This window comes from Sphingomonas phoenicis (genome assembly GCF_047238005.1).
GTDB lineage: Bacteria > Pseudomonadota > Alphaproteobacteria > Sphingomonadales > Sphingomonadaceae > Sphingomonas.
Map to the genome: position 1 here is coordinate 107,709 of NZ_JBDFMC010000002.1, position 21,214 is coordinate 128,922.

At 63.1% G+C, this 21,214-nt stretch carries 20 protein-coding genes and 1 pseudogene; 10 read left to right on the forward strand and 11 right to left on the reverse strand.

Annotated elements, in window-relative coordinates; all coding sequences use genetic code 11:
- Positions 1 to 71 precede the first annotated feature (71 nt).
- Genes pyrF through ABC319_RS01230 form a run of 4 tightly spaced genes read right to left on the reverse strand, consistent with a single transcriptional unit; the run spans position 72 to position 4,115 of the window.
- Positions 72 to 746, reverse strand: a complete 675-nt coding sequence (pyrF, locus tag ABC319_RS01215; RefSeq protein WP_413068481.1) for an orotidine-5'-phosphate decarboxylase — start codon at positions 744 to 746, stop codon at positions 72 to 74.
- Positions 743 to 1,102, reverse strand: coding sequence for a hypothetical protein (locus tag ABC319_RS01220; RefSeq protein ID WP_413068482.1), 360 nt, complete (start codon positions 1,100 to 1,102; stop codon positions 743 to 745). The genes pyrF and ABC319_RS01220 overlap by 4 nt, the downstream gene beginning before the upstream one ends.
- A 51-nt stretch (positions 1,103 to 1,153) precedes the next feature.
- A complete protein-coding gene (locus tag ABC319_RS01225; protein WP_413068483.1) occupies positions 1,154 to 3,391 on the reverse strand; it encodes a patatin-like protein in 2,238 nt (745 codons plus the stop codon).
- A gap of 1 nt (position 3,392) precedes the next feature.
- Positions 3,393 to 4,115 carry an endonuclease/exonuclease/phosphatase family protein gene (locus ABC319_RS01230; protein WP_413068484.1) on the reverse strand — a complete coding sequence of 241 codons (723 nt, stop codon included), beginning with the start codon at positions 4,113 to 4,115 and terminating at the stop codon, positions 3,393 to 3,395.
- A gap of 219 nt (positions 4,116 to 4,334) precedes the next feature.
- On the opposite strand from ABC319_RS01230, the gene ABC319_RS01235 reads away from it, so the two are divergent.
- Together ABC319_RS01235 and ABC319_RS01240 are read left to right on the forward strand one after the other, a co-directional pair.
- Positions 4,335 to 5,024 carry an Npun_F0296 family exosortase-dependent surface protein gene (locus tag ABC319_RS01235; RefSeq protein ID WP_413068485.1) on the forward strand — a complete coding sequence of 230 codons (690 nt, stop codon included), beginning with the start codon at positions 4,335 to 4,337 and terminating at the stop codon, positions 5,022 to 5,024.
- Positions 5,025 to 5,125: 101 nt separating this feature from the next.
- Positions 5,126 to 5,428, forward strand: a complete 303-nt coding sequence (locus tag ABC319_RS01240; protein ID WP_413068486.1) for a hypothetical protein — start codon at positions 5,126 to 5,128, stop codon at positions 5,426 to 5,428.
- Between the two features lie 297 nt (positions 5,429 to 5,725).
- Here ABC319_RS01240 and ABC319_RS01245 read toward each other — a convergent pair whose 3' ends face one another.
- Positions 5,726 to 7,195, reverse strand: a complete 1,470-nt coding sequence (locus ABC319_RS01245) for a hypothetical protein (RefSeq protein WP_413068487.1) — start codon at positions 7,193 to 7,195, stop codon at positions 5,726 to 5,728.
- A gap of 386 nt (positions 7,196 to 7,581) precedes the next feature.
- Between ABC319_RS01245 and ABC319_RS01250 the strand changes: the two genes are divergently transcribed.
- The 6 genes from ABC319_RS01250 (at position 7,582) to ABC319_RS01275 (ending at position 13,132) form a co-directional block, all read left to right on the forward strand.
- A complete protein-coding gene (locus ABC319_RS01250; RefSeq protein ID WP_413068488.1) occupies positions 7,582 to 8,781 on the forward strand; it encodes a tyrosine-type recombinase/integrase in 1,200 nt (399 codons plus the stop codon).
- Positions 8,782 to 8,845: 64 nt separating this feature from the next.
- Entirely contained in the window at positions 8,846 to 9,574 is a 729-nt protein-coding gene (locus tag ABC319_RS01255; RefSeq protein WP_413068489.1) for a hypothetical protein, read from the forward strand.
- 85 nt (positions 9,575 to 9,659) lie between these two features.
- Entirely contained in the window at positions 9,660 to 9,839 is a 180-nt protein-coding gene (locus tag ABC319_RS01260; protein ID WP_413068490.1) for a helix-turn-helix domain-containing protein, read from the forward strand.
- Position 9,840: 1 nt separating this feature from the next.
- Positions 9,841 to 10,737, forward strand: a complete 897-nt coding sequence (locus ABC319_RS01265) for a hypothetical protein (protein ID WP_413068491.1) — start codon at positions 9,841 to 9,843, stop codon at positions 10,735 to 10,737.
- Positions 10,738 to 10,974: 237 nt separating this feature from the next.
- Entirely contained in the window at positions 10,975 to 11,943 is a 969-nt protein-coding gene (locus ABC319_RS01270) for a DUF927 domain-containing protein (protein ID WP_413068492.1), read from the forward strand.
- Between the two features lie 59 nt (positions 11,944 to 12,002).
- Positions 12,003 to 13,132 (forward strand): IS3 family transposase gene (locus ABC319_RS01275; RefSeq protein WP_413068384.1). Its coding sequence is split into 2 segments (ribosomal slippage): positions 12,003 to 12,255 and positions 12,255 to 13,132, totalling 1,131 coding nucleotides; the frame shifts between segments, so codons are not numbered across the junction.
- Between the two features lie 28 nt (positions 13,133 to 13,160).
- Here ABC319_RS01275 and ABC319_RS01280 read toward each other — a convergent pair.
- Positions 13,161 to 13,334 (reverse strand): annotated as a pseudogene (locus ABC319_RS01280) (TetR family transcriptional regulator); the annotation flags it as partial.
- 626 nt (positions 13,335 to 13,960) lie between these two features.
- On the opposite strand from ABC319_RS01280, the gene ABC319_RS01285 reads away from it, so the two are divergent.
- Positions 13,961 to 14,944: an SDR family oxidoreductase gene (locus ABC319_RS01285; protein WP_413068493.1), complete on the forward strand. Its 984-nt coding sequence runs from the start codon at positions 13,961 to 13,963 to the stop codon at positions 14,942 to 14,944.
- 234 nt (positions 14,945 to 15,178) lie between these two features.
- On the opposite strand, the gene ABC319_RS01290 is transcribed toward ABC319_RS01285, so the two are convergent.
- The 5 genes from ABC319_RS01290 to ABC319_RS01310 all read right to left on the reverse strand — a co-directional run bounded on the left by ABC319_RS01290 (position 15,179) and on the right by ABC319_RS01310 (position 20,424).
- On the reverse strand, positions 15,179 to 15,901 hold the full coding sequence (locus ABC319_RS01290) for an EAL domain-containing protein (RefSeq protein WP_459565468.1): 723 nt from the start codon (positions 15,899 to 15,901) through the stop codon (positions 15,179 to 15,181).
- Between the two features lie 553 nt (positions 15,902 to 16,454).
- Complete coding sequence (locus ABC319_RS01295; protein WP_413068495.1) at positions 16,455 to 17,255, reverse strand: ATP-binding protein; 801 nt, start codon at positions 17,253 to 17,255, stop codon at positions 16,455 to 16,457.
- 15 nt (positions 17,256 to 17,270) lie between these two features.
- Complete coding sequence (locus tag ABC319_RS01300; RefSeq protein ID WP_413068496.1) at positions 17,271 to 17,999, reverse strand: PAS domain-containing protein; 729 nt, start codon at positions 17,997 to 17,999, stop codon at positions 17,271 to 17,273.
- A 502-nt stretch (positions 18,000 to 18,501) separates the two neighbouring features.
- A complete protein-coding gene (locus tag ABC319_RS01305) occupies positions 18,502 to 18,879 on the reverse strand; it encodes a response regulator (protein WP_125994301.1) in 378 nt (125 codons plus the stop codon).
- Between the two features lie 9 nt (positions 18,880 to 18,888).
- The gene (locus tag ABC319_RS01310) at positions 18,889 to 20,424 is read right to left on the reverse strand and encodes a sensor histidine kinase (RefSeq protein ID WP_413068497.1); all 1,536 of its coding nucleotides are present in this window, start codon (positions 20,422 to 20,424) and stop codon (positions 18,889 to 18,891) included.
- A 406-nt stretch (positions 20,425 to 20,830) separates the two neighbouring features.
- Here ABC319_RS01310 and ABC319_RS01315 point away from each other — a divergent pair, with 406 nt between their 5' ends.
- Positions 20,831 to 21,214: a DUF305 domain-containing protein gene (locus ABC319_RS01315; RefSeq protein WP_413068498.1), complete on the forward strand. Its 384-nt coding sequence runs from the start codon at positions 20,831 to 20,833 to the stop codon at positions 21,212 to 21,214.

The window sequence follows — 21,214 nt, forward strand, 5'->3', positions numbered from 1 at the left end:
ATCGTCAGATCGTCGTCGGCGCTGGCCATTGCAAGCGCACGACGATGCCCGCCGCCGCTATTGTGGCGATGTCAGAGCGTCGCCGCGATCGCCCGGGCTGCGGCGTCGGGATCCTCTGCCTGCGTGATCGGCCGCCCGATCACCAGGATCGATGCGCCCGCGTCCACCGCGGCTCGCGGCGTGACGACGCGCTTCTGGTCGCCTGTCGGCCGTCCGGCCGGGCGGACGCCGGGCACCACCAGAAAGCCCTTCGGCCAGCGGACGTGCACCGCACCCACCTCCTCGCCCGAGCAGACGATGCCATCGATGCCGGCTTCCGCCGCCAGATCGGCCAGGCGAAGCACCTGGTCGTGCGCGCTGCCGACGACGCCGGTCGCGGCCAGATCAACCGTATCCAGGCTGGTCAGCATCGTCACCGCCACCACCTTCGTTCCCAGCGGGGCGGCGGCCTTGGCGTCCTCCAGCATCGCACGACCGCCACTGGCATGAACGGTGAGGATCGCCGGTTCGACGGGGCCGAGCGCCTGGACTGCCTTGGCAACCGTATTCGGAATGTCGTGCAGCTTCAGGTCGAGGAAGATCGGCAGGCCCAGCCCCGCCATCTCGCGAACGCCGGCCTGGCCATGGGCGCAGAAGAACTCCAGCCCCAGTTTCAGCCCGCCGACATGGGTGCGGACGCGCTGCGCCACGGCCTTGGCGCGGGCGAGATCAGGCGTGTCGATCGCCACATAGACGCGGCTGGTCATCGCGCGGGGGGTGCCAGCGGCGCGATGGCGAGCGTGGGCTCTCCGGAGGTGATGCCGGGCCCGCTCGCCGGCATTCCACCCGCCGGCAGCGGCGCCGCCGTCTGGGCCGCGCGGGTTTCCGCCAGCACGCGCTCGCACGTCGCGAGCCGCTGTCGCAGTCGCCAGCGCTTGGCGGTGTGCCACCCCAGCGTCGGCAGCAATCCGGCCAGGAACGTCATCAGCAGCAGAAATGGCAAATTCACGTCGGCGATCAGGCCGCCGGGCAACCGGACCGGCACCGCCACCCAGTTGCCGATCGTGAACACCGCCGCCAGAAAGGCGAGCAGGCACCAGAACAGGATCTTCAGGAACTGCATCGATTTCTCCAGTGACGGTTGCTAGCTCCACGGAACCCGCTTGACCAGTCGTCAGCCGATCTCCCCGCGCAGCGAGGCGATCAGCGGCCCGATGGAGGTCAACCTGGCCTCCTCCTCGTCGAGGATCGCGAGGAACGCTTGCCGCTTGATCGCGGCGACCCGGCCGGCACGCAGCCGGACCGACGAGGGCAGGGAGGATATGACGATGTCGATCAGCCGCTCCGTCCCGTGCAGCCGGCCCCACAGATAATCGTTTTCGCGGTAAGCCCTGCTGAAGAAGGCGCCGAAACTATTGAACTGAATGCCCTTTAACGTCGCTTCCGCCCCGCCGGCGCGAATCGCCACGGCGTCGTCCGGTGCGATCCGATCGACGCGGATGGCATCGAACTCGTCGATGCCCTCGCCCTGCAGCAGCGGCAAGGTTGCGGCATCGAAGAAGGGAAAACCGAGATAGGCCAGCAGCAATGGCCGGCGCGCATCCCGGTCGAGGGCGGCGAGCGCAGCGGCGAGCCGTTCGTCGGTAGCCGCATCCAGGCGAGCGAGATCGAGTGAGGCGGACAGTGCGTCGAGGAAGTCGGCGGGTGCCGCTCGCAATCTCCTTGCCGCGGGTCGCAGCGCCTCTCTCGTGTCGGTACGCTGGGCATCCAGATAGTCGGCCAACGACAGGTAGATCGCCTCGCGGATGGGTTCCAGCAGTGCGGCGGTTCTCTCCTCCAGTTCGCCCAGACGGCGGGCCAGCAGCCTCAGGCGACGAACGCGATAACCGGTGTCGAAGCGGCGGAAGAAGTCGATGGCCTCTGGCCCGGTCGCATCGGCAGGGGCGACGCCGGACAACGCCTCGCGCGTCTTCCGCCCGGCGCCCGCTCCATCCGCGAGTGCCGCAAGCGAATCGATAACGCCCGCAAGCTTCAGGTGACCATAGGCCGCGAAGCCATAACCCGCCTGCGTCGCTGCAGCGGCTTGGGCTCGGGCACGCCACGCGGATAACCGGCGCGGCGTCGGACGGTCGAGGAACAGGGTGCGGCCGAAGACCGTCTCCACCTCACCCTCGACGGCGGGTCGGATGGCGTCGAGGATCCCTCGCATCCGCTCGATCGCCCGGCTGCGGCTCGCGAGTGCGTCCAGATTGTCGCGGATCGGCTGCTGGCGCGGCAATTCGCTCAGCGCGCCCAGGATCGTCTGGAAGAAGCCGGGCGTCTCGCCGCGTCCGCCGACGCGAAACTTCAGGCCGGGCGACGGATCGATATAGACGAACCGCCGATCGACCTGTCGGCGCGCAGGCCGATCGCGCAGCGCATCGATCGCGGGGCGAAAGGGTGCGTTCGCCAGCACCGACCCGTCGATCAACACTGCCTTGTCCGCTGCTTTCGCCGCTGCCTGACGGGGCAGGATGCGAGCAAGAAACGCATCGCGACCGGGCCATCCAACCTCCCGCGCTGCCAGCACCGTGTCCAGCTCGGCAACCGTGAATGGCGGAAAGGCGCCGGGAAAGCTCGACGTCGCGCGTGCCGCGAATGCCAGTTCCGGCATCGCAGCGAGCATATCGACCGACTCGCCCTCGTCGGAGAAGCCGACGACGACGCGGTGTTCGGTTTCGATGACCTCCGGCGGCGAGTTCAACGGCAATCGCTCGGGATGGCCGCCGAAGTCGGTGACCGTAACGAACAGGTCGAGCGGTTGGCCGGCGGGCAGCAGCCGTGGACCGCGGTCGCCAGCCGCCATTAGGCCCAGCGCATCGAGCAGCAGGCCGGTGAAGATCTCGCCCCCGAACGGTGGATCGAACCATCGCGAGCGGACGAAGCGTGACAGCTTGGCTCGCACCTCGTCGCGGGTGGCGGCATCGTCGAGCGCGTCTACCGCATCGGCGCTGCGCCCCGCCGCCATCCATGCCAGCGGCAACGCCCACATCTTGGAGAAGCGCGACGACGGGGCCGCTGCCGGATCGATCAGCGCATCGACATCTGCCGACGACAGCCACAGGTCGGTCAGCGGGTCCAGGCTCTGCCCGGTACTGATCGCCTGGGCCAGGAAGATGCCGTTGATCCCCCCGGCCGAGGCCCCGGCGATAATGTCCGCCAGCACCCGCAGGCGCAGCGATCCACGCTCTTCGATCTCGGCAAGCAGGGCGTGGTACACCGCATCGGTGCCGGTCAGCGGGCGTTCGCCATCGTGAAAGGACCGGCTCGCCCGGGCCAATCGCCAGATTTCCTTGGTGATGCCGTGCATGTAGACGGCAAGGCTGATGCCGCCATAACAGACCAGGGCGAGGCGCAGCTCCTTCTCCCGCATGTCAGGCCGGCGCAACCTCCGCCCAGATCGGCAGGTGATCGGACGCGCGGCGTGCCGCCGCGCTGGCATGAACGCCGCAATCGGTGATCGCCAAGTCGCGGGAGACCATGATCCGGTCCAGCCGACCGATCGGCCGGCGCGCATGGAACGACGGTCCCGTTGACGCGAACTGGAAATCGCGGCCGAAATCGCGCAGGCAGCCGGACGCAGCCGTCCAGTCGTTCAGGTCGCCCATCATCACCGTCGGATGCGAGGTCGGCCGCTGCGCGACATGAGCCAGGATCGCCGCGGCCTGCTTCCTTCGCCACAGCCCCGACAGGTCGAGATGCATGCCCACGATGCGCAGTGTCGCGCCGCCGATTACGATATCGGCGGTCACCGCCCCCCTTGGCTCCAGCGCGGGCAGGTGGATCGCCTCGCAGTGTGTGATGCCGGCATCCTTCCTCACCAGCAGGGCGTTTCCGTGCCAACCCATGGACGCCACCCGCTTGCCGACGGCGACCGGCTTCCAGTCGGTATGCTCCTCCAGCAGATGAAGGGGGATCACTCCCTCGCGGGTGCCGAATCGACGGTCCGCTTCCTGCAGCGCGATGACATCGGCGTCGATCTCGCGCAGCACCTCGATAATCCTCTCCGGGTTGCGACGCCGGTCCGTGCCGATGCCCTTGCGCATGTTGTAGCTGGCAACCCGGATCGGGGACAACGGAGTGTTTTGGCGGTTCATCTGGCCGGAGCAACGCCGTGCAGGGCAGGGTGGTTGCAGCGGCGACGATTGCGAAAAAGCGGATAATACTGAATTAACTACAATCCGTCCGGTTATGGGAAGTCCCACATCGGTACGCATGTTCATCTGGCAGACAGCAAAGCGTTCGGCGACAAGCGGCTCATCGGATCGAGCCGCTCCGAAGTTACGGCGGCGACACCAAGTCTGAAAGGAAGAGACATGAAGAACATCATCCTCGCCGCAACTGTCGCCGTCGCCGCTTTCGCCGCAGCTCCTGCCGCTGCGCTCGACATGACCCGGGTTTCGGGTTCGGCGGAACTGTTCACCCAGTCGGCGCAGAACGCCCAGTTCACGTTCGAGAATGCGGCGACCGGCAACGGCGGCAATCCCGCCGGCTTCACTCGCACCGGCGGCAACATCCTTGACCACAACTCGACCAACGTCGGTGCCAATCCCTTCGGTGCCCCGGCCGGCAATTCCTATCTCTACGTGATGGCCAACCAGATCGCCACGATCACCGCCAACACCAGCGCGATCGCCGGTTACAAGATGATCTCGTTCTACATGGGCTCGATCGATGCCGGCAACACCGTCGAGGTGCTGGGCGCCGGCGGTGCGGTCATCCAGTCGTACAATGGCACCTTGCTCGCCAAGCCGACCGATGCGACCGGCGACCAGACGTCGGGCGGCAACAACCGCTTCATCACCTTCACGGCGCAGGGCAACGAAGTGCTGACCGGCATCCGCTTCAGGTCGACGGTGAACTCGCTCGAGGCTGACAATGTCCGCTTCACCGCCGCGGTGCCGGAGCCGGCCACCTGGGCGATGATGCTGGTCGGCTTCGGCATGGTCGGCGCAGGCATGCGCTACCGCAGCCGCAAGGGCGCGGTGAAGTTCGTCACCGCCTGATCGCGACGGCCTTTCAGAAGGGCAGCGACGCCCGGCATCGCAAGGTGCCGGGCGTTTTCGCGCGTCGCGCGTTGATCGCGCGTCATCTCGGGAGAAACGCAATGGACAGGATCAACCCACCGGCCAGCGACGATACCCAGGAGGTTCGCGGCAACAGGGACGGCAGCAAGGGCGAGCATTTCGGCAACGAGTATGATTCGCACGACCATCCGTCGCCGGAGCGGGTGCTGGTCGGCTCCGGCAATGGCGGAATGGAGGCGGGATCGGGCGCCGGACGCCGCGGTACAGTCGATCAGCGGACAGGTGAGGTACACGGCAGCGGCGCCGGCGCGGGCGGCGGGTCGGGCGAGGAAGACCTGGATCAGGACGATGCCGGCGGCGGTGCGACGCAGCGGCCGGACTGATAGCGGTGCCGGTTGACGGATCGAACCCTTGACCCTCGGTTTACAAAACCGGGTGCTGGATCAGCCGGATGCTGCTGGAAACGGCAGAAATCCAGCATCTCCGCTTCGAGAGGGAACGCTGATACTATAGCCGCCCCGGCGCCGAACTATTGAGCGAAGCTGGCGGCTCGACGCTGGCCACATGCGGTGGTTGCAAGCCGATGCAATACGCTCGCACTGGCAAGGCACGATCGAGCCGGCACGATCTTATGATTGCGTGAAAGGAAGGGGGAGCCGGCCATTGCCAGCTCCATCAGCTCACCGCGCCGGCGCCATCTCGATCGCCGCACGCCGCTTGGGCGTCTGGCTGAGCGGCTGACCCGCAAACTCGCGAATGCCCCAGGCACCGTACGGACCCATCCTCCCGGTGGCGTTGTACAGCACCATCACGTCGCCGACATTGTCGCGCCAGGCGGCGATGTAGCGCTTGTAGGCCTCGTACATGGCCGGGTCCCGGTTAAGCTCGGCCATGGCATCGCCGCCGACGATGTGCTGGCCGGCTTCGTATGCCACCAGTCGGACCTTGAACCGTTCGGTCACTGCCTTCTGCGCCTTCATTTCCGCGATCGCCTTGTCAACGGCCGCGTTCATGGCGACGATCCGCTCGCGTCGGTTGGTCACGGTCTTCAGCTGTTCGCCCAGATCATGGCCGAAGTACGGAGCGATCGCGACGGCATCGACATGCCCGCCGACTTTGCCCTCGTTGAAGGCGAGTTCGGTGTGCCACGGACTCGCTGACCAGGCGCCGTAGATCCGCACGAGTTGGCCGGGACGATCCTTGAAGACGTCGGACCAGATGGCCATCGTTGCCTTGACGTGGTTGGCATAGGCGAGGTGCCCGGCGATCCAAACATTCTCGTTAAGCTTCTGCTCCTCGCCGACTTTTCGAGCCTGTGCGTTTGCAGCGAACGTCGGGTTCCAGACCTCGTTGCCGTCCTCCACATAGACCGGCAGGCTGGGGTCGAGGCGGTCGTGGACCATCTGCGCCAGGCTGCGATGGTACGAGGCGCTGGCGTTGTACGGCAGGGTGAACCACGGCGAGGACCTGTTGCCGTTGTTCAGGTCGACGAACAGCTCATAGCTCATGTGACCATTGCGCAACTGATCGATCGAGCCGGCCCGGGTGCGGGTGTCCCAGACGATCTGATCGGTTGGCTGATTGCCGTTGGCCGGGCTGATATCCAGGTTGCGCAGCACCGAGAATGGCTTGATGCTCTGGCGGAACTCGGCGCTGAAGATCTGCTTGGGGTCCGCCTTGGTGTCCAGACACTGCAGATCGGCGACGTTGCCCCCGCGAAAGTCGATCCAGGTGTTGATCCCGGCGTCAGGCGCGAGGCCATTCCACTCGAACGTCAGCCTGCCCGGCACCATGGTCCATGGCTTCGAGGCGCGGTGCATTCCGTCGACAAAGCCCTTGGCCCCGCCTCGCCAGGTACACACGACTTGCACCTTGGCGGTGTGGTTCAGCACCTCGACAGGCGGATGCAGCAGGCGACGTGCGGTCTTGCCGGCAGGGATGGTGATGTTGCCGAGGCTGTCGGGCTTGAACTCCGCCGGCCATTCGTCCGACGTGGCGAGGTTGTTGAACAACTGCTCGCCCGACCAGTATACCCCGCTGACCAGATTGATGCCCAGCTGGAACGGCTTTTTGATGATCGGCGGTTGCACGGGCTCGGGAGCAGGCGACGCGACGACCCCCCCGCCGATCACGACAGCCACGGCCGTCATGCAGCGCTTCACTATGCCAGGATGGGAGTCACCGAACACGCTGTTGTCGCAACTGATCTCGCCCCTTGCCGACTTCGTAGCCCATTGCCACCAGCGCCATAGCGGATCGAGGCCGCATCCTCAAAGCGGCACTTATCACCTTCGGGCAAGCGAAGCAGGCGCGCCTCGTCGTTCGACAGCGACGTCGACCAGCCGCCACTCGCAGGCTTGGCCGTATTCCGGGCCGGATGGTGCCGGTTGCAAACCTCCAACCAGGGTTCGCCATGGCTCGCCGGTGATCGCTAAGCCCTTGTAGGGCTTGCAAAGATCATTGACCATTGTTCGGGATAGATCGTTGACGACCGCCCACAGCCGCCGCATAGTGAGGGAACCAATGGGGGTATGTTTTGGCTCGTCTCACTGCAATCAGCATACGGAATGCAAAGCCCGGCCGGTACGCTGACGGCGATGGATTGTACCTGCTCGTCAAGCCCGGTGGTAGTCGATCATGGCTCTTGCGGATCCAGGTCGATGGACGACGTCGCGACATCGGATTGGGCTCGGTCGAACTGACGCCGCGGTCGAGCGACGCCCTGATTGACATCCCATTGCTACACCGTCGCCGACTGTCGCTGGCCGAGGCGCGGGACAAATGCGCAATCCTGCGCAAGGCCGCTGAGGCGGGTCTGGATCCGGTGCTGGAGAGGGACCGCGATCGCCGTGGCATCCCTACCTTCGAGAAGGTCGCCGAACAGGCCTTTGAGGACCTCAAGAGCCAATGGGCGCCGCGTCAGCAGGAGGCTTACATGTCGTCGCTTCGGCGCCACGCCTTTCCGTTGCTGGGCAAGCGGCGGATCGACCACATAACGGTGGCAGATATTCAAGAGGCTCTGAAGCCGATCTGGGTCGAGGTCCCCGACATGGCCCGCAAGGTGCGCCAGCGGATCGGCATGGTGTTGAACTACGCCCATGCCAAAGGCTGGCGACCGATGGAGGCACCGGTCAAGTCAGTGTCGATCGGGTTGGCCAAGCGGGCGAAAGGGGGCAACTATGCGGCGAAGCCCTATGCTGAAGTGCCGGCATTCGTCTCCTCGCTTCAGGCTGCGCCAGAGTCGATCGGGCGGCTCGCGCTGCTGTTCACGATATACACTGCGGCTAGGTCGGGAGAGACGCGCCATGCACGCTGGTCGCACATCGATCTTGAACGGAAGCTATGGGTACGGCCCGCCGAGCTGATGAAGATGCGGGTGGCCCACACCGTCACGTTGAGCGATGCGGCTGTTGCGATCCTGCGGCGTGTAGAGCCGCTCAGGCAGGGTGCTGATGACCTGGTCTTCCCGGGCACCAAGGGGCAGCCGCTATCGGACATGACGCTGTCCAAGATCATGCGGCAAGCCGAACAGCCTTATACCGTTCATGGCTTCCGAAGCTCTTTTCGCGATTGGGCGGCGGAGAAGATGTCTTCGATCCCTGATGCCGTGGCGGAAGTAGCGCTAGCCCATGCCGTGTCCGACAAGGTGGAGGCAGCATATAAGCGTACTGATTTCATCGATATGCGTCGCAAGCTACTTTTTGAGTGGTCGACCTTCATCGCTGCGCAATCATAAGTATCGATAATCTCGGCCTCTCCAAGAAAATTCGCCAAATGGTTGGCTTAGCTGGGGACAATAAATGAAAAATAACTCTATTATCAATACGCATGACAATGATGGTCTCATATCGCCAAGGGAAGCGATAGCTAAAATCATTCATTATGTAGGAAGTGAGTTGGAAGCCAAGCAGGTGCTTGCTGATGGGTTAAGGTCTGGAAAGGCTCGGCTAGTGGCTGCGTATATGTGGGAGACTGACGTCGGCGATGTGCAGGATGAATGGGTTCCGAGGCGGAGAAAAGGCTTTGACTACGACGAAGACGTCGAGATCCATTCCAGCTACTTCACCGCGAGTATGCAGTGGCCAAAGGAGTTGCTAGATTGGCGATGGGATAATGCTGAGTTCGTTGTTTATAACACGCCGGGACACGATCCTAAGCTGAACCGATGCTACTTCAAGGGTGTCAGGTTTGTTGAGGAAGATGTTTTGAAGCTAGTCGGCCGTTCCGGCCGCTCTGGAGGTCCCAAGTCCGATCGAGAACGATGGGCTATGTTTTGGATCAATGTGTTATGGGATTTTACGGGCGCAAATTATGACTGGACGCAGTACGAAACCCCATATGAGCTAAAGCAAGCCTTGTTGAGCGCGAACGAGGATGCGGCGAATGAACCGGGCGTCCGTGGCGATAAAACGATGTTCGCCGACAGCAATATCGATTTTGCGGTTGAGCTCGCTTGGAAGCATTTGGTCCTGCGCAGCGCCCGGGAAGCCATCCGCGCGGACCTCGCCTCAGTTAGTGAGAGTCACTGAATAGGGGTCGCGGCCGTTCGCCATAGACCGTCCTCACCCGCTGCAGACCACTCCGGTCGTCAGACAGCGGGTGAGGAGAATGACAATGGAACGTACCTCTAGCATCGCTGCCTCAGCCAAGGCGCTGGGGATCGGCCGAACCAAGCTTTACGAACTGCTCAAGGCCAATCGTCTGGCGAGCATCCGCATTGGCCGTCGTCGCTTGATCCTGGCCGATAGCATCGATGCGCTGATTGCCGACACTTTGGTTGAGGAGGGTCGCTGAGATGCCCCGCCTCAACATTGAACATGCGCAGGTGCGCGACGCGCGGTACGATCCCGCAATTAACACTCACACCGCAGACCTGTTCGAGTCTGTGGAGGATGCCTACGCATTGCGGAAGGAGCGGGTCGACTTGATCCGCGGCGTCACGGACAAGCTTGACGATCAGGCGTTGGTCTACTCTATGCGTCGGCTTGCCCGAAGGTTGACGCATCCGGAGGTCGAATGCACGCTTGCCGATCCCGTCTACATGCGAAGCGTCCGGCGGCAGATGGCCAGCAGTCTAGGTCACTTCTTGAACCTGCCCGAGAATCGAGAAACGGTCCGGTTCGTGACGATCGTACCGCGTGACGCGCAATATCGTGCTGACGCGCCCATCCCTTTGAGTCCCAACCGGCTCCAGCGGTCGCTTCGTACTAGCCTTAATCGGTGCGGGGCGGGTGAGGCGAACGGACTCTTTATCGCGTGGCTTGAAGGCGATTATGATCCGCGCACCGGCATCGGGCAGTTACACTGGCACGGCTTCGTCGCGGAAGGAATGATCCAAGTCGTGCAACGCCTCATGGACACGGATAAGTATCGGAGCGAGCGTGCACCCTCGGCAAGGGCACGCTATCAGACCAAATTTGGTGCTCGTGTCGTGGACCCCATCAAGATCAGCACCCAGCTCGATCGGCTGCCGCGCGCCATCCTGTACTGCTTGAAGCAGCGGTGGTGGGCTCGCCCGATCGGCGCCAGCGGAGAAACCGGAGAATGGTCCTCCTTCGCTGCACGCGGCAAGCATATGCCCCCGCTCGTCGAAGCCCACAGCCTCCTGTGGCGTGACAAGTGGAGCTTGAGCGACATCACGCTCATGATGGGCATGTACATGGGGGCTGACGGGCTAGCTCTCTCCAAATAGCCCAACTCGCGTATTCGAATGAGGGGCATGAAGAGCAGCTAAGTGCCTGATTGAGCCAACTACACCTCTCACCAGGCACTCACAGCCCCAACTACCCTATACCAACTGTCACCCCCTCAAAACTGCCCATCTCCGGTGGTGCAGCGCGACGTTTCGTGCCTGCACGAGCGATGCTGCGCGCCGGAGAAAGTGGAGAAAGCGGAGAAAGCGGCGTGACGCTTATAAAGGATCTGAATCATGAGCCTGCAAATCATCAAGCAAGCGTCGCTGACCGGCACGTCCTGCCTTGGATACTCGAATAGCTCGAAAAATGAGCATTTTGTTTGGCGACCGGAGGATGATGCGCCGTTCACAGATGCACAGCACCTCTCCTATTTGAATAATCTTGGGTTTCGAGCATGGAGTACCCGCAATCCGTTGGCCGAGCTTCACAGCGCCCTTGAACAGGTCCAGGATGTGACCGGCTATCGCATAGCGGATCGCCCCGGTGACTGGAATGGAGGCAGCTTTGCGCTACCCACCGGTGAAGTCTTCTGCCCCGCCGGAGTAACGCCAGCGTCGATCGCTTTTAAGCCGCGACGCCAGGCGAGGGCGCCACGGGCATCGTTGCGTCGCTGGAAGCGTACCGTTGCGGTCGCCGTACTCGAGCAACCCGTGCTGCTGACCTGTTTGGCTGTGGCGTTTGCCGCCTTATTGAGAAGCATCGTCGGACAAACGCAGCCCACGGTAATCCAACTCTGTGGCCCGAGCAGCTCGCACGTTAGTGTGGCCGGAAAGTTGATAGCTTCGCTGTTCGAGCCGCCAGAAGGCAATGCCGGCATCTACTTCACGACATGCAGGGCGTTGCACGAGCACAGCACTGCGCGTGTTTACGGTGGGTTGGCAACTGTGATCAGCGAGATCAGCCTCCATATGGCTCGGCTTAGCAGCGGGCAGCGAGCAAATGCGGCGGTCGACATCATCGAAGCGATGCGATCTGCGGGAGCAGTTGTGATGATCGATCGTGTGCCTGTAGCAGCTACCATCCCAGACAGCCCAGAAATCGTGGCCGAACTTGATGAGCGAGTAACGACAATCCTAATCGCTAGCGATCGCGAACATGGCGTCTTCGACAGCGTCCCCGAAGGTGTCGCTTCGTCGACTGACTTTGCACGATATTTAAGTGCCGCGGCGGCTCGCTCCTGCGGGCAAGCGGGACGGCATTGACGTGCTCCCCTGAAACTCTGCCAGTTTGAGCTAGAGTCCGCCTTCGTGAGGAGACGGACGTGAAGAAGACCAGGTTCAGCGAGGAGCAGATCATCGCGGTGCTGCGCGAGCAGGAAGGTGGGATGAAGACCGCCGATGTGTGTCGCAAGCACGGGATCAGCAGCGCGACGCTGTACGCGTGGAAGGCCAAGTATGGCGGCATGGACGTGTCGCAGGCGCGCAAGCTGAAGGTGCTCGAGGAGGAGAACGGCCGGCTCAAACGGCTGCTGGCCGACGCCATGCTCGACAATGCCGTGCTGAAGGAAGTCGCGGCAAAAAACTGGTAAAGCCCGCCGCTCAACGGAAGGCTGTCGAGCATGCTCGGCAGTTGTTCGGCATCAGCGAGCGTCGGGCGTGTACCATCTTCAGCGTGGACAGGACGTCGGTGCGCTACGCGCCCCGGCGTAGTGATGATGGCGACCTTCGGTCGCGGCTGCGCGAGATCGCGGCGGAACGTCGGCGCTTCGGCTACCGGCGGCTGGGGATCATGCTGGCTCGCGAGGGTCTGGTCATGAACCACAAGAAGCTGCTGCGGCTTTACCGCGAGGAGAACCTGCGGGTCAGGCGTCGGCGTGGCCGCAAGCGAGCGATAGGCACCCGAGCACCCATGACGCTGCCACAGGGACCGAACCAGCGCTGGAGCCTCGACTTCGTCAGCGACACGCTGATCAGCGGCCGGCGCATCCGTATCCTGGCGGTGGTCGACGACTTCACGCGCGAGTGCCTCGCGCTGGTGGCGGACACCTCGCTGTCAGGCGCGCGTGTCGCTCGTGAGCTCGACGCCATCATCGCGCTCAGGGGCGTACCGCCGCTGATGATTGTCAGCGATAACGGCACCGAGCTGACCAGCCTGGCGATCCTGAGATGGACGCAGGAACGGCCTCTCGAGTGGCACTACATCGCGCCGGGCAAGCCGCAGCAGAACGGCTACGTCGAGAGCTTCAACGGTCGTCTGCGCGACGAATGCCTCAACGAGACGCTGTTCGTATCGCTCGGCCATGCCCGCTCGGTGCTGCGGCTCTGGCGCGACGACTACAACCATGTGCGGCCGCATAGTGGTGTTGGCGGGCTGACGCCCGCCGATGCTGCCAGGCGGGTTGTGCAACACCGCCCCGAGGGGCACCATACCAACCCCGGACTCCAGTTATGACTGGTAGGGCTTTGGGGAGCACGTCATCCTTGTTGCCGAATAACGTCCTGACATGCTGCTGAGACACGGCAGCGGAACGTGCAACTGCCGCAATCGTGATGCTAGCTGCTCCGTCTTGCGTCAGCAGTGCCTCTGCAGCGTCAAGGATCTGCTCCCGCGCGCTGCAAATACTGCTTGTGAGAGATTGTTCGAAGGGTGTCACGACGACAGCAGGTACGACTAAAGTCTAAACAAAACATGGTTAAAACCTGCAAGCTCGGGCGAACTGCAGCAACCAGGACCGCTAATTTGAGGATAAAACTACCGTAAACGACGGGGCCAGAGTGACTGGCGCATGGTGCGACGAAGCTCGCTCGCCTTTGTACCGCCACGCTACGAATGGCGACGATTGTCAGTGTACCCACATTCGTATTTAAAGCTGACCTTGGTTGACCAGCTTCGATGCTGCAATGCACAACTTATACGCCTTTCAGGCATCCTCTCCAAACTTGCAGGGCTGGTGTTCGCACCGGCCCTTCTTTTTGCCTTGCGGATACCCCTCGCGGCGCCTGTTAAACGTCAGGGTGTCGGCGTTCTTGGAGTATCTGCGGCAATCCTCTACGAACGGGACGGCCGAGGAACTCGCGGCCTATCTGGATGAGCGGTGCTGACCGTCAGTGACTCGCCGATCATGACCCGTCACCTGAACGAACGACGGCTTTCGGGCAGCCCCTGCCTCGCTGCGAATGGCGGAATGTGGGTCAGCTCACTCCAGACCAACGATGCGAGCTTCTTGGAACACAGCGGCGTTACCAACGCTTCTGATCCAAGCCAAACTGGAGCGCACCCATGCCCGATACCGATCGCCGCACCTTCGTGACCGGCGCCGCCGCAGTTGCCGCCGCTTCGGCCTCCTCCGCTGTCGGCCAAGAAGCGCAGGTTACCTCGGCCTCGACCACGCCGGCCGCTGCCTCGTATCCAAAGCCGCCGTTCCCGGTGCAGCAACAACCGTGGCCGGGCCTCGCCTCCAAGATGAACCCGCGTCCCGATCATGGTGAGCGGAGCTACAAGGGCTCGGGCAAGCTGGTTGGAAAGAAGGCGCTCATCACCGGCGGCGACAGCGGGATCGGCCGGGCGGCGGCGATCGCATATGCGCGGGAGGGGGCGGATGTCGCGATCAACTACCTGCCCGCTGAGGAGCCGGATGCGCGTGAGGTGGTCGCGCTAATCCGTGCCGAGGGTCGCAAGGCCGTGTCGATCCCCGGTGACCTGCGCGACGAGCGGTTCTGCCGACGGCTGGTCGCGCAGGCCGCCGATCAGCTCGGTGGCCTCGACATCCTCGTCAACAACGCCGCGCGCCAGCAGACGCGGCCGACGATCGCCGACATCTCCAGCCAGGATTTCGACGATACGATGAAGACGAACGTCTATGCCCCCTTTTGGCTGACCAAGGCAGCGCTGGAGCGAATGGGGCCGGGCGCTGTCATCGTGAACACATCATCCGAGCAGGCGGGCGATCCGTCGAAGGACATCATCGACTATGCGATGACTCGGGCCGCCGTCCTGAACTTCACCAAAGGCATGGCGAAGCAGCTGGCGGAGCGCGGCATACGCGTTAACGCGGTGGCACCGGGGCCGTTCTGGACGCCGCTGCAGGTTAGCGGCGGAGCGACGCCTGAAAAGCAGCGCGTCTTCGGTCAGACGGCACCGCTCGGCCGCCCAGGGCAGCCTGCGGAAATCGCCGCGCTGTACGTCGCGGCGGCAGATCCCTCTCTCAGCTTCTCGACCGGGCAGATCTTCGGCGCCACCGGTGGCAACGGTCAGCCGGCCTGACATGATGACGGACCCGGCGACACTCGCGGAGGCGATCGACCAGTCAGCGCCTTGTCAGGCAGCTTGATTGCGGTGACGGCGAGCCTCTCGCGCAGCCGCGCGACGGCCTCTTGGCTAGATGAACGGACGTTCGATTCGAGAAAGCGTATGCTGGCGCGCGCGTGGCGGGTTGTGGGTCCTTGCGGCGGCGCGGCTGAGGCTAGGCGGCGGACCGTTGCCAGGTTTGGCTGGCGGTTATGCGGTACGCTTTAACGCCATGGCCTCAGGCAGGATGTGCTCCGGCAGGATTTTAAAGCCGGGCCGCGCCAGCAGGTGGCCCTGCATGTAGCGAATCCCCATGCCACGCAGCAACTCGTACTCGGCGATTGTTTCAATCCCTTCTGCCACCGTGGTAATGCCCATGCGGGCGAACATCGCGACTAGGCCCTCGACGATCATGCGGCGCGGCATGCTGATGTCGATGCCACGTACCAACTCCATGTCCAGCTTGATGATGTCCGTCTGCAGCCGCGCCAAGAGCGAAAGGCCGGCGTGCCCTGCACCGAAGTCATCCAGCGCCGTTGCAAACCCCATCCGGCGGTAGGTCTCAATGATGTTGGCGACATGTGCCGTGTCGGCCATTTCCTCGTTTTCAGTGAATTCGAAGATCAGCCGGTCTGTAGGAAAGCCGACCGCAGCAGCAGTCTTTAATGTCAGCTGAATGCAGGCGAGCGGAGAGTACACCGCGTTAGGTAGAAAGTTGATGGATAGTTGTGCTCCGGTCTCGATGATGCCCGCCTCCACGGCTTGCGTGATCGCTGCGACGCGGCACTGTTGATCGAAGGCGTAGCGGTTCTCGCTGTTCACGGAGGCTAGAACCTCCATTGCACCTTGACCATCCGCTCCCCGAACGAGCGCCTCGTACGCCCAGGCTTGCCCCGTCTCAACGTCGACGATTGGCTGAAAGGCCATGGCCAAGTCGAATTGCTTTTGCCCATTCCGGCAACCGTCACACGCACTCATGCAATCTCATCCATTCGGCTGAGCATGGGCACTAATTGCTAATTTACCGTGTGCGTTTGCAAGGCGGAAGACGACAGCCCATTTCGCGATGAACGAACGGCCGCTTGCGGGAACGAGTGTTAAGCGGTTGAACATCCGATTGTGGGTCTCCGCAGCCGCGGAGTGGCTGACCGCCTAATAGCCCATCTCGGCCGTTCCCAATGCCCGTCGGTTTCCCAAAACTTGCGGCTTTGGAAAGCTCGCGACTTACCCATTTCTCCGTTTCCACTTAGCCGTTTCGGGAAAGTGCATTCGGGAACATGTTTTGGGGAAGCGGGTGCCCCGGGCGCCTGGGGTCGATCGGCGCCGTCTCTTTCCCACGTCGCGTTCGTTTTAGAGAATGGATGGAGGGTTAGACTATGGGGACAACTCACTTGCGAACTTGCCAGGTGATCGCCTTGCGCAGCACGTGGGATAGCTGCTCGACCGAGTAGGGCTTATGCAGCAGCTCGAACCCGTGCTGCCCATTTTACGCAAGTACGTGACTATAGCCGCTGGTCAGGATGATCGACACGTCGGGATAAAGGCGGCGGACCTCGCCGCCCAGCTCGCTCCCGCCCATGCCGGGCATCACTACGTCGGAGAAGATGACGTGGAAGCGGTCGCAATCCTCTTGTAGCAGGCCGAGCGCTGCACGACCGTCCGTCGCCAGCACACTGTCATAGCCCAGCTCCGCCAGTGCGGCCGTCGCGAACTCGCCGACCTGCGCGTTATCCTCCACCACGAGGACGTACACCCCTTCACCATCGACTCGCTCAATCGCTTCCAGATCGACCGCCTCGCTGCCGTCCGGATAGGTGCGTGGGAGATAGAGGGTGAAGGTTGTGCCCTTGCTTAGCACGCTGTCCACCTTGATATCGCCGCCCGACTGCTTGGCAAAACCAATGACCTGACTAAGGCCCAAGCCAGTGCCTTCGCCGACGCCCTTCGTGGTGAAGAACGGCTCGAAGATACGCTCAACCACATCGGCGGGAATGCCACTGCCCGTGTCGGTAATCGTGAAGGCCACGAAGTCGCCAATCTGGGCGGCATGCCCCCGAAGCGCCGGGATGCCGGACACTGGTCCCGTCGCGATCGTCAGAAGCCCTTCGCCATTCATCGCATCACGGGCGTTGATGCCCATGTTGATGATCGCCGTGTCGAACTGGCTGCGGTCCGCATCGATGAAGAAGGCTGCTTCGGGTACCTTGATGTCGAGGACGATGCGCGACCCGGCCATGTTCCGCACCATGGTGGTGACTTCCCCCAGCGAGCTGCCGGCGTCGAACACCTCCGACCGGAGCGACTAGCGACGCGCGAAGGCAAGAAGCTGACTGGTCAACTTGACCGCTCGCTCCGCCGTATCGCCGATCGCATCGATGTAGCGGGTTCGCTTCTCTGCCGGCAGGTTGTCGCGACGGAGCAGATCAACCGAGCCCCGGATAACGGTCAGCAGATTGTTGAAGTCGTGCGCCACCCCGCCCGTAAGCTGGCCGATGGCGTTCAGCTTCTGGCTTTGCTCCTGCGCTTCGGCCAACTCCTCCTCGGCGCGGACCCGGTCGTTGATATCGACGCCATGCTGGACCGCACCGACAATGTGGCCCTCGGCATCGCGTAACGGATTGTAGGATATCTCCCACATCGGCACTGCGTAGTCCGGGTGACCGAACCGCTGGGTGACGGTGAAGTCCTCGCCCGCCAGCGCGCGGTCCAGATAGCTTCCGATCAGCACGCCCTGGTCGGGCAGGAACAGCTTGGGGAAGGTGTCGCCGATCCGGGCGCGGTGCCCGTAGACCCGGAAGAACTCGTCGCTGAATGCCTTGTTGAAGGCGATCACGGCATGGCGCGCGTCGAACGCGCATACCGGGTTGGGGTCGGATCGAACGATAACCTGGTACAGCTGCAACGCTGTCGACCCCTCCCGCTCGCGTTCCTTGCGCTGGGTTTCCTCCATGGCGGTGCACAGCAGCGCCACGATCTCGCCCTGATCGCCGCGCACGGGCGAGAAGGCGAAGGTCCAGAAGGTCTCGACCATGCCGGCCGTCGCGATCCATAAGCAGCGGCCGTTCGGTGAACTTCGATGCAGTGCCCGCGAACGTCTGGTCGATCGCGTCGCGCACGTCCTCGTACACGTCGGCCCACACATCCGCGAAACGGCGTCCGATCGCACCAGGCAGCTTGTTGCCGAGCTGCGGCACGTAAGCGTCGTTGAAGAAGAATAGCCGCTCCGGTCCCCATGCGAACCACATCGCTTCCGGCGATGCGAGGATCAGCGACAGCAGGAAGCGGAAGGTCGCCGGCCATTGTTCCTGCGAACCGAGCGGGGATGCACCCCAATCGAACGCGCGCAACTGGCATGACGCCTTGCCATCTCCAGCGAACGAAAGCGGATCAGTCATTTACGATGCGTAGTGCATTCCCTCTAGATCCGACCATGACTTGCCAGCTCTCAATGATCGTCATTCAACCGTGCTGTGGGAATGCTCCAATCCTCATGATCCCCGACCGTCAACTGGAAATCCAGATCTGAAGAAGCCTTATGCGGCCAACTTGTGGAGCGAGGCGATTACACGATCCTGTCGGTAAGGTTTGGGAAAGAACACCGTTTCGGCTGGCATGACCGTCCGCGGCGGTAAGGGCTTTCCGGATGTCATGATGATCTTGATCGGCGGCCACCGGTCGCGGATGCACGCGGCCAGTTTGATGCCGTCCAGCCCGCCGGGCATGTCGATGTCGGTGAAGACGATCCGGATGTCCGGTCTGCTCTCCAGAATCGTGATAGCCTCGGCAGCATTCGCCGCTTCCAGCGGTTCGTAGCCGGCGTCCTCGACTACTTGGGCCGCGAATAGCCGCAGCAGCGGCTCGTCCTCGACGACGAGGACAATCGGTACGGAGCCTTGATGGGAGATGGTCATCGATCCCTGCTACGCCTGTGCCAGATGCTCGACGGAGGCCCGCAGGTCGGCCTCGAATCCATCCGGTTCATAACGAAGTTCGGTTCCGCCCGTTCCGGTCAGGCCGAGCCGTATCAGCTTGGAGCCGAAGCCTTTCCGGCTCGGCGCGACGACCGGCGGACCGCCGCACTCGCGCCAGCGAACGATCAGCGATGCAGTGGGACCGCTGCCCTCGATGATCCATGTGAGTTTGACGTGTCCGCCCTCCATACAGAGTGAGCCATATTTGCACGCATTCGTCATCAGCTCGTGAATGACGAGCGAAAAGGACAGCGCGGCGCGCGCGCCCAGCGGCACCGAAGGACCATCAAGGGTCACGCGCTCGCCGAAGCCGACCGTTTCCACCACCGCTTCGGCCACGGTCCGCAGGTCCGCGTCCTTCCAGCTTTTCTGCAACAGCACGTCATGCGCGGCGCTCAGCGCGACAAGGCGACGCTCGAAAGACTCTACCGGCTCGCGGTCGGACACAGCGCGCAGGGTCTGGCTGGCGATCGCCTGCACCATCGCGAGCATGTTCTTGAGGCGATGGTTGATCTCGCCGTTGAGGATGCTTTGCTGCTGCTCGGCACGCAGGCGGGCGACACCGGCTTCGAGACGGTCCGCAACGCTGCGCAGGAACAGCAGCTCGTCGGGCGTCCATGTCCGTGGTCGTGCGGCATTGACGATGAAGATGGCGACCGTGCGCCCGCGTTCCCGAACCGGCATGTTCACCAGCGCGCCGATATCGAGTGCGTGCATCGCAGCGGTATTGGCCGAGGTGCGGTGATCGGTAGCCACGTCCTCGATGACCAGTGGTTCGCCGGCTACCAGATCGGCGCGCAAAGCGCCGTAATCCGCGAAGCGGTGACGCCCGGCGATGCTGGCGACGCCCGGCGCGGTCCAGTCCGCTTCGACATCGACGATTTCCACGTCAGGATCGACTAGGCCGAAGCTCGCTCGCTCCACCTGAAGGACGCGACCGACGACGGCAGCCGCTGCGGAGGTCATTTCGACGGCCTCCTCGCTGGCGCGGATGCACTCGCCGATTTCGATCAATGCCGATTGCAGTTCCAGCAGGCGGGCGCTGATCTGTCCGGCGCGTCGAAGGTCAAGCTGGTCGGACACCTGCCGTCCGAGCGCGCGCAGGAGCGTCAACTGTTCGGGCGTCAGGCCCTCCGGGCGCGGTACCGTATCGATCACGCATAGACGTCCGACGACGACACCGGAGCGCAGAACCAGCGGCGCGCCGGCGTAGAAGCGGAACGCCCGCTCGCCGGTCACCAGCGGATTCTCCGCAGTGCGGGGATCGCAGGTCAGATCGGGTATGACGAGCATATCGGCTTCATCGACGTCGATCTGGCACACCGACTGGGCAATTTCTGTCTCACTCACGTCCAAGTCGACGCGCGCCTTGAACCATTGCCGGTCATGATCGAGGAGACTGATAAGCGCGATTGGCGTGTCACACGTTCGCGACGCAATGAACACGATGTCGTCGAACGCCTGCTCTGCGGGAGTGTCGAGCACCGCCAATTCTCTTAGCGCGCCTGCACGACGCGCGGCCTGACTCTGTGGCAATCCCCGCCCCTTTCAATAGCCTGGCCGTCCCCCCGGACTTCCGGACCTGCATAGCCTTAGCCGGGTATGAGGCGGGCGGATACGAGCGAATTGCAGCACAGGACGCCGGCCAAATTCGATTAAGCGGGTGCGCGGCGGAGGCCGTCGTTTCAGATCAAGGCTGCCGGCGTATCAACTCGGACATCGTAGCGAGATTTTGAGAAGGTCATTCCTTTCCCGATATTCGATCGATTCCGAGAACGTCGGCGCTGTCTCGCTCGCCCTTTCCGATCGGGAAGGCTGATAACCGGCTCACCCATGGAATAAAGCCGGACGAGCGTCGTCTATCCTTTCGAGACTGATGCGCCGGAGGCTTATGCGTAGACGAAACTGGCTGCTGGGTCTCACTGCTTTAGCCCTGCTCACCGGCGCAGCCGCGGCCGCCCCCGCTGATGGCTACGCTAATATGGTGTCTGCCGCGATGGACCGGATGATGGCGGGCATGATGGTCAAGCCGTCCGGCGACGTCGACCGCGACTTCGTGGCGATGATGCTCCCGCATCATCAGGGTGCCATCGATATGGCGGTGGCGGAGCTGCGCTACGGCCACAACGAGCAGCTCAAGCGCATCGCGCAGGAGATCATCATCGATCAGCAGCAGGAGATCGCTGCCATGAAGCTGGCGATCGGTCAGCCGCTACCCCCTTCGACGCCAGCCCCGACGCAGGGCGGCGACCACCACAGCCATATGGAGCACTGA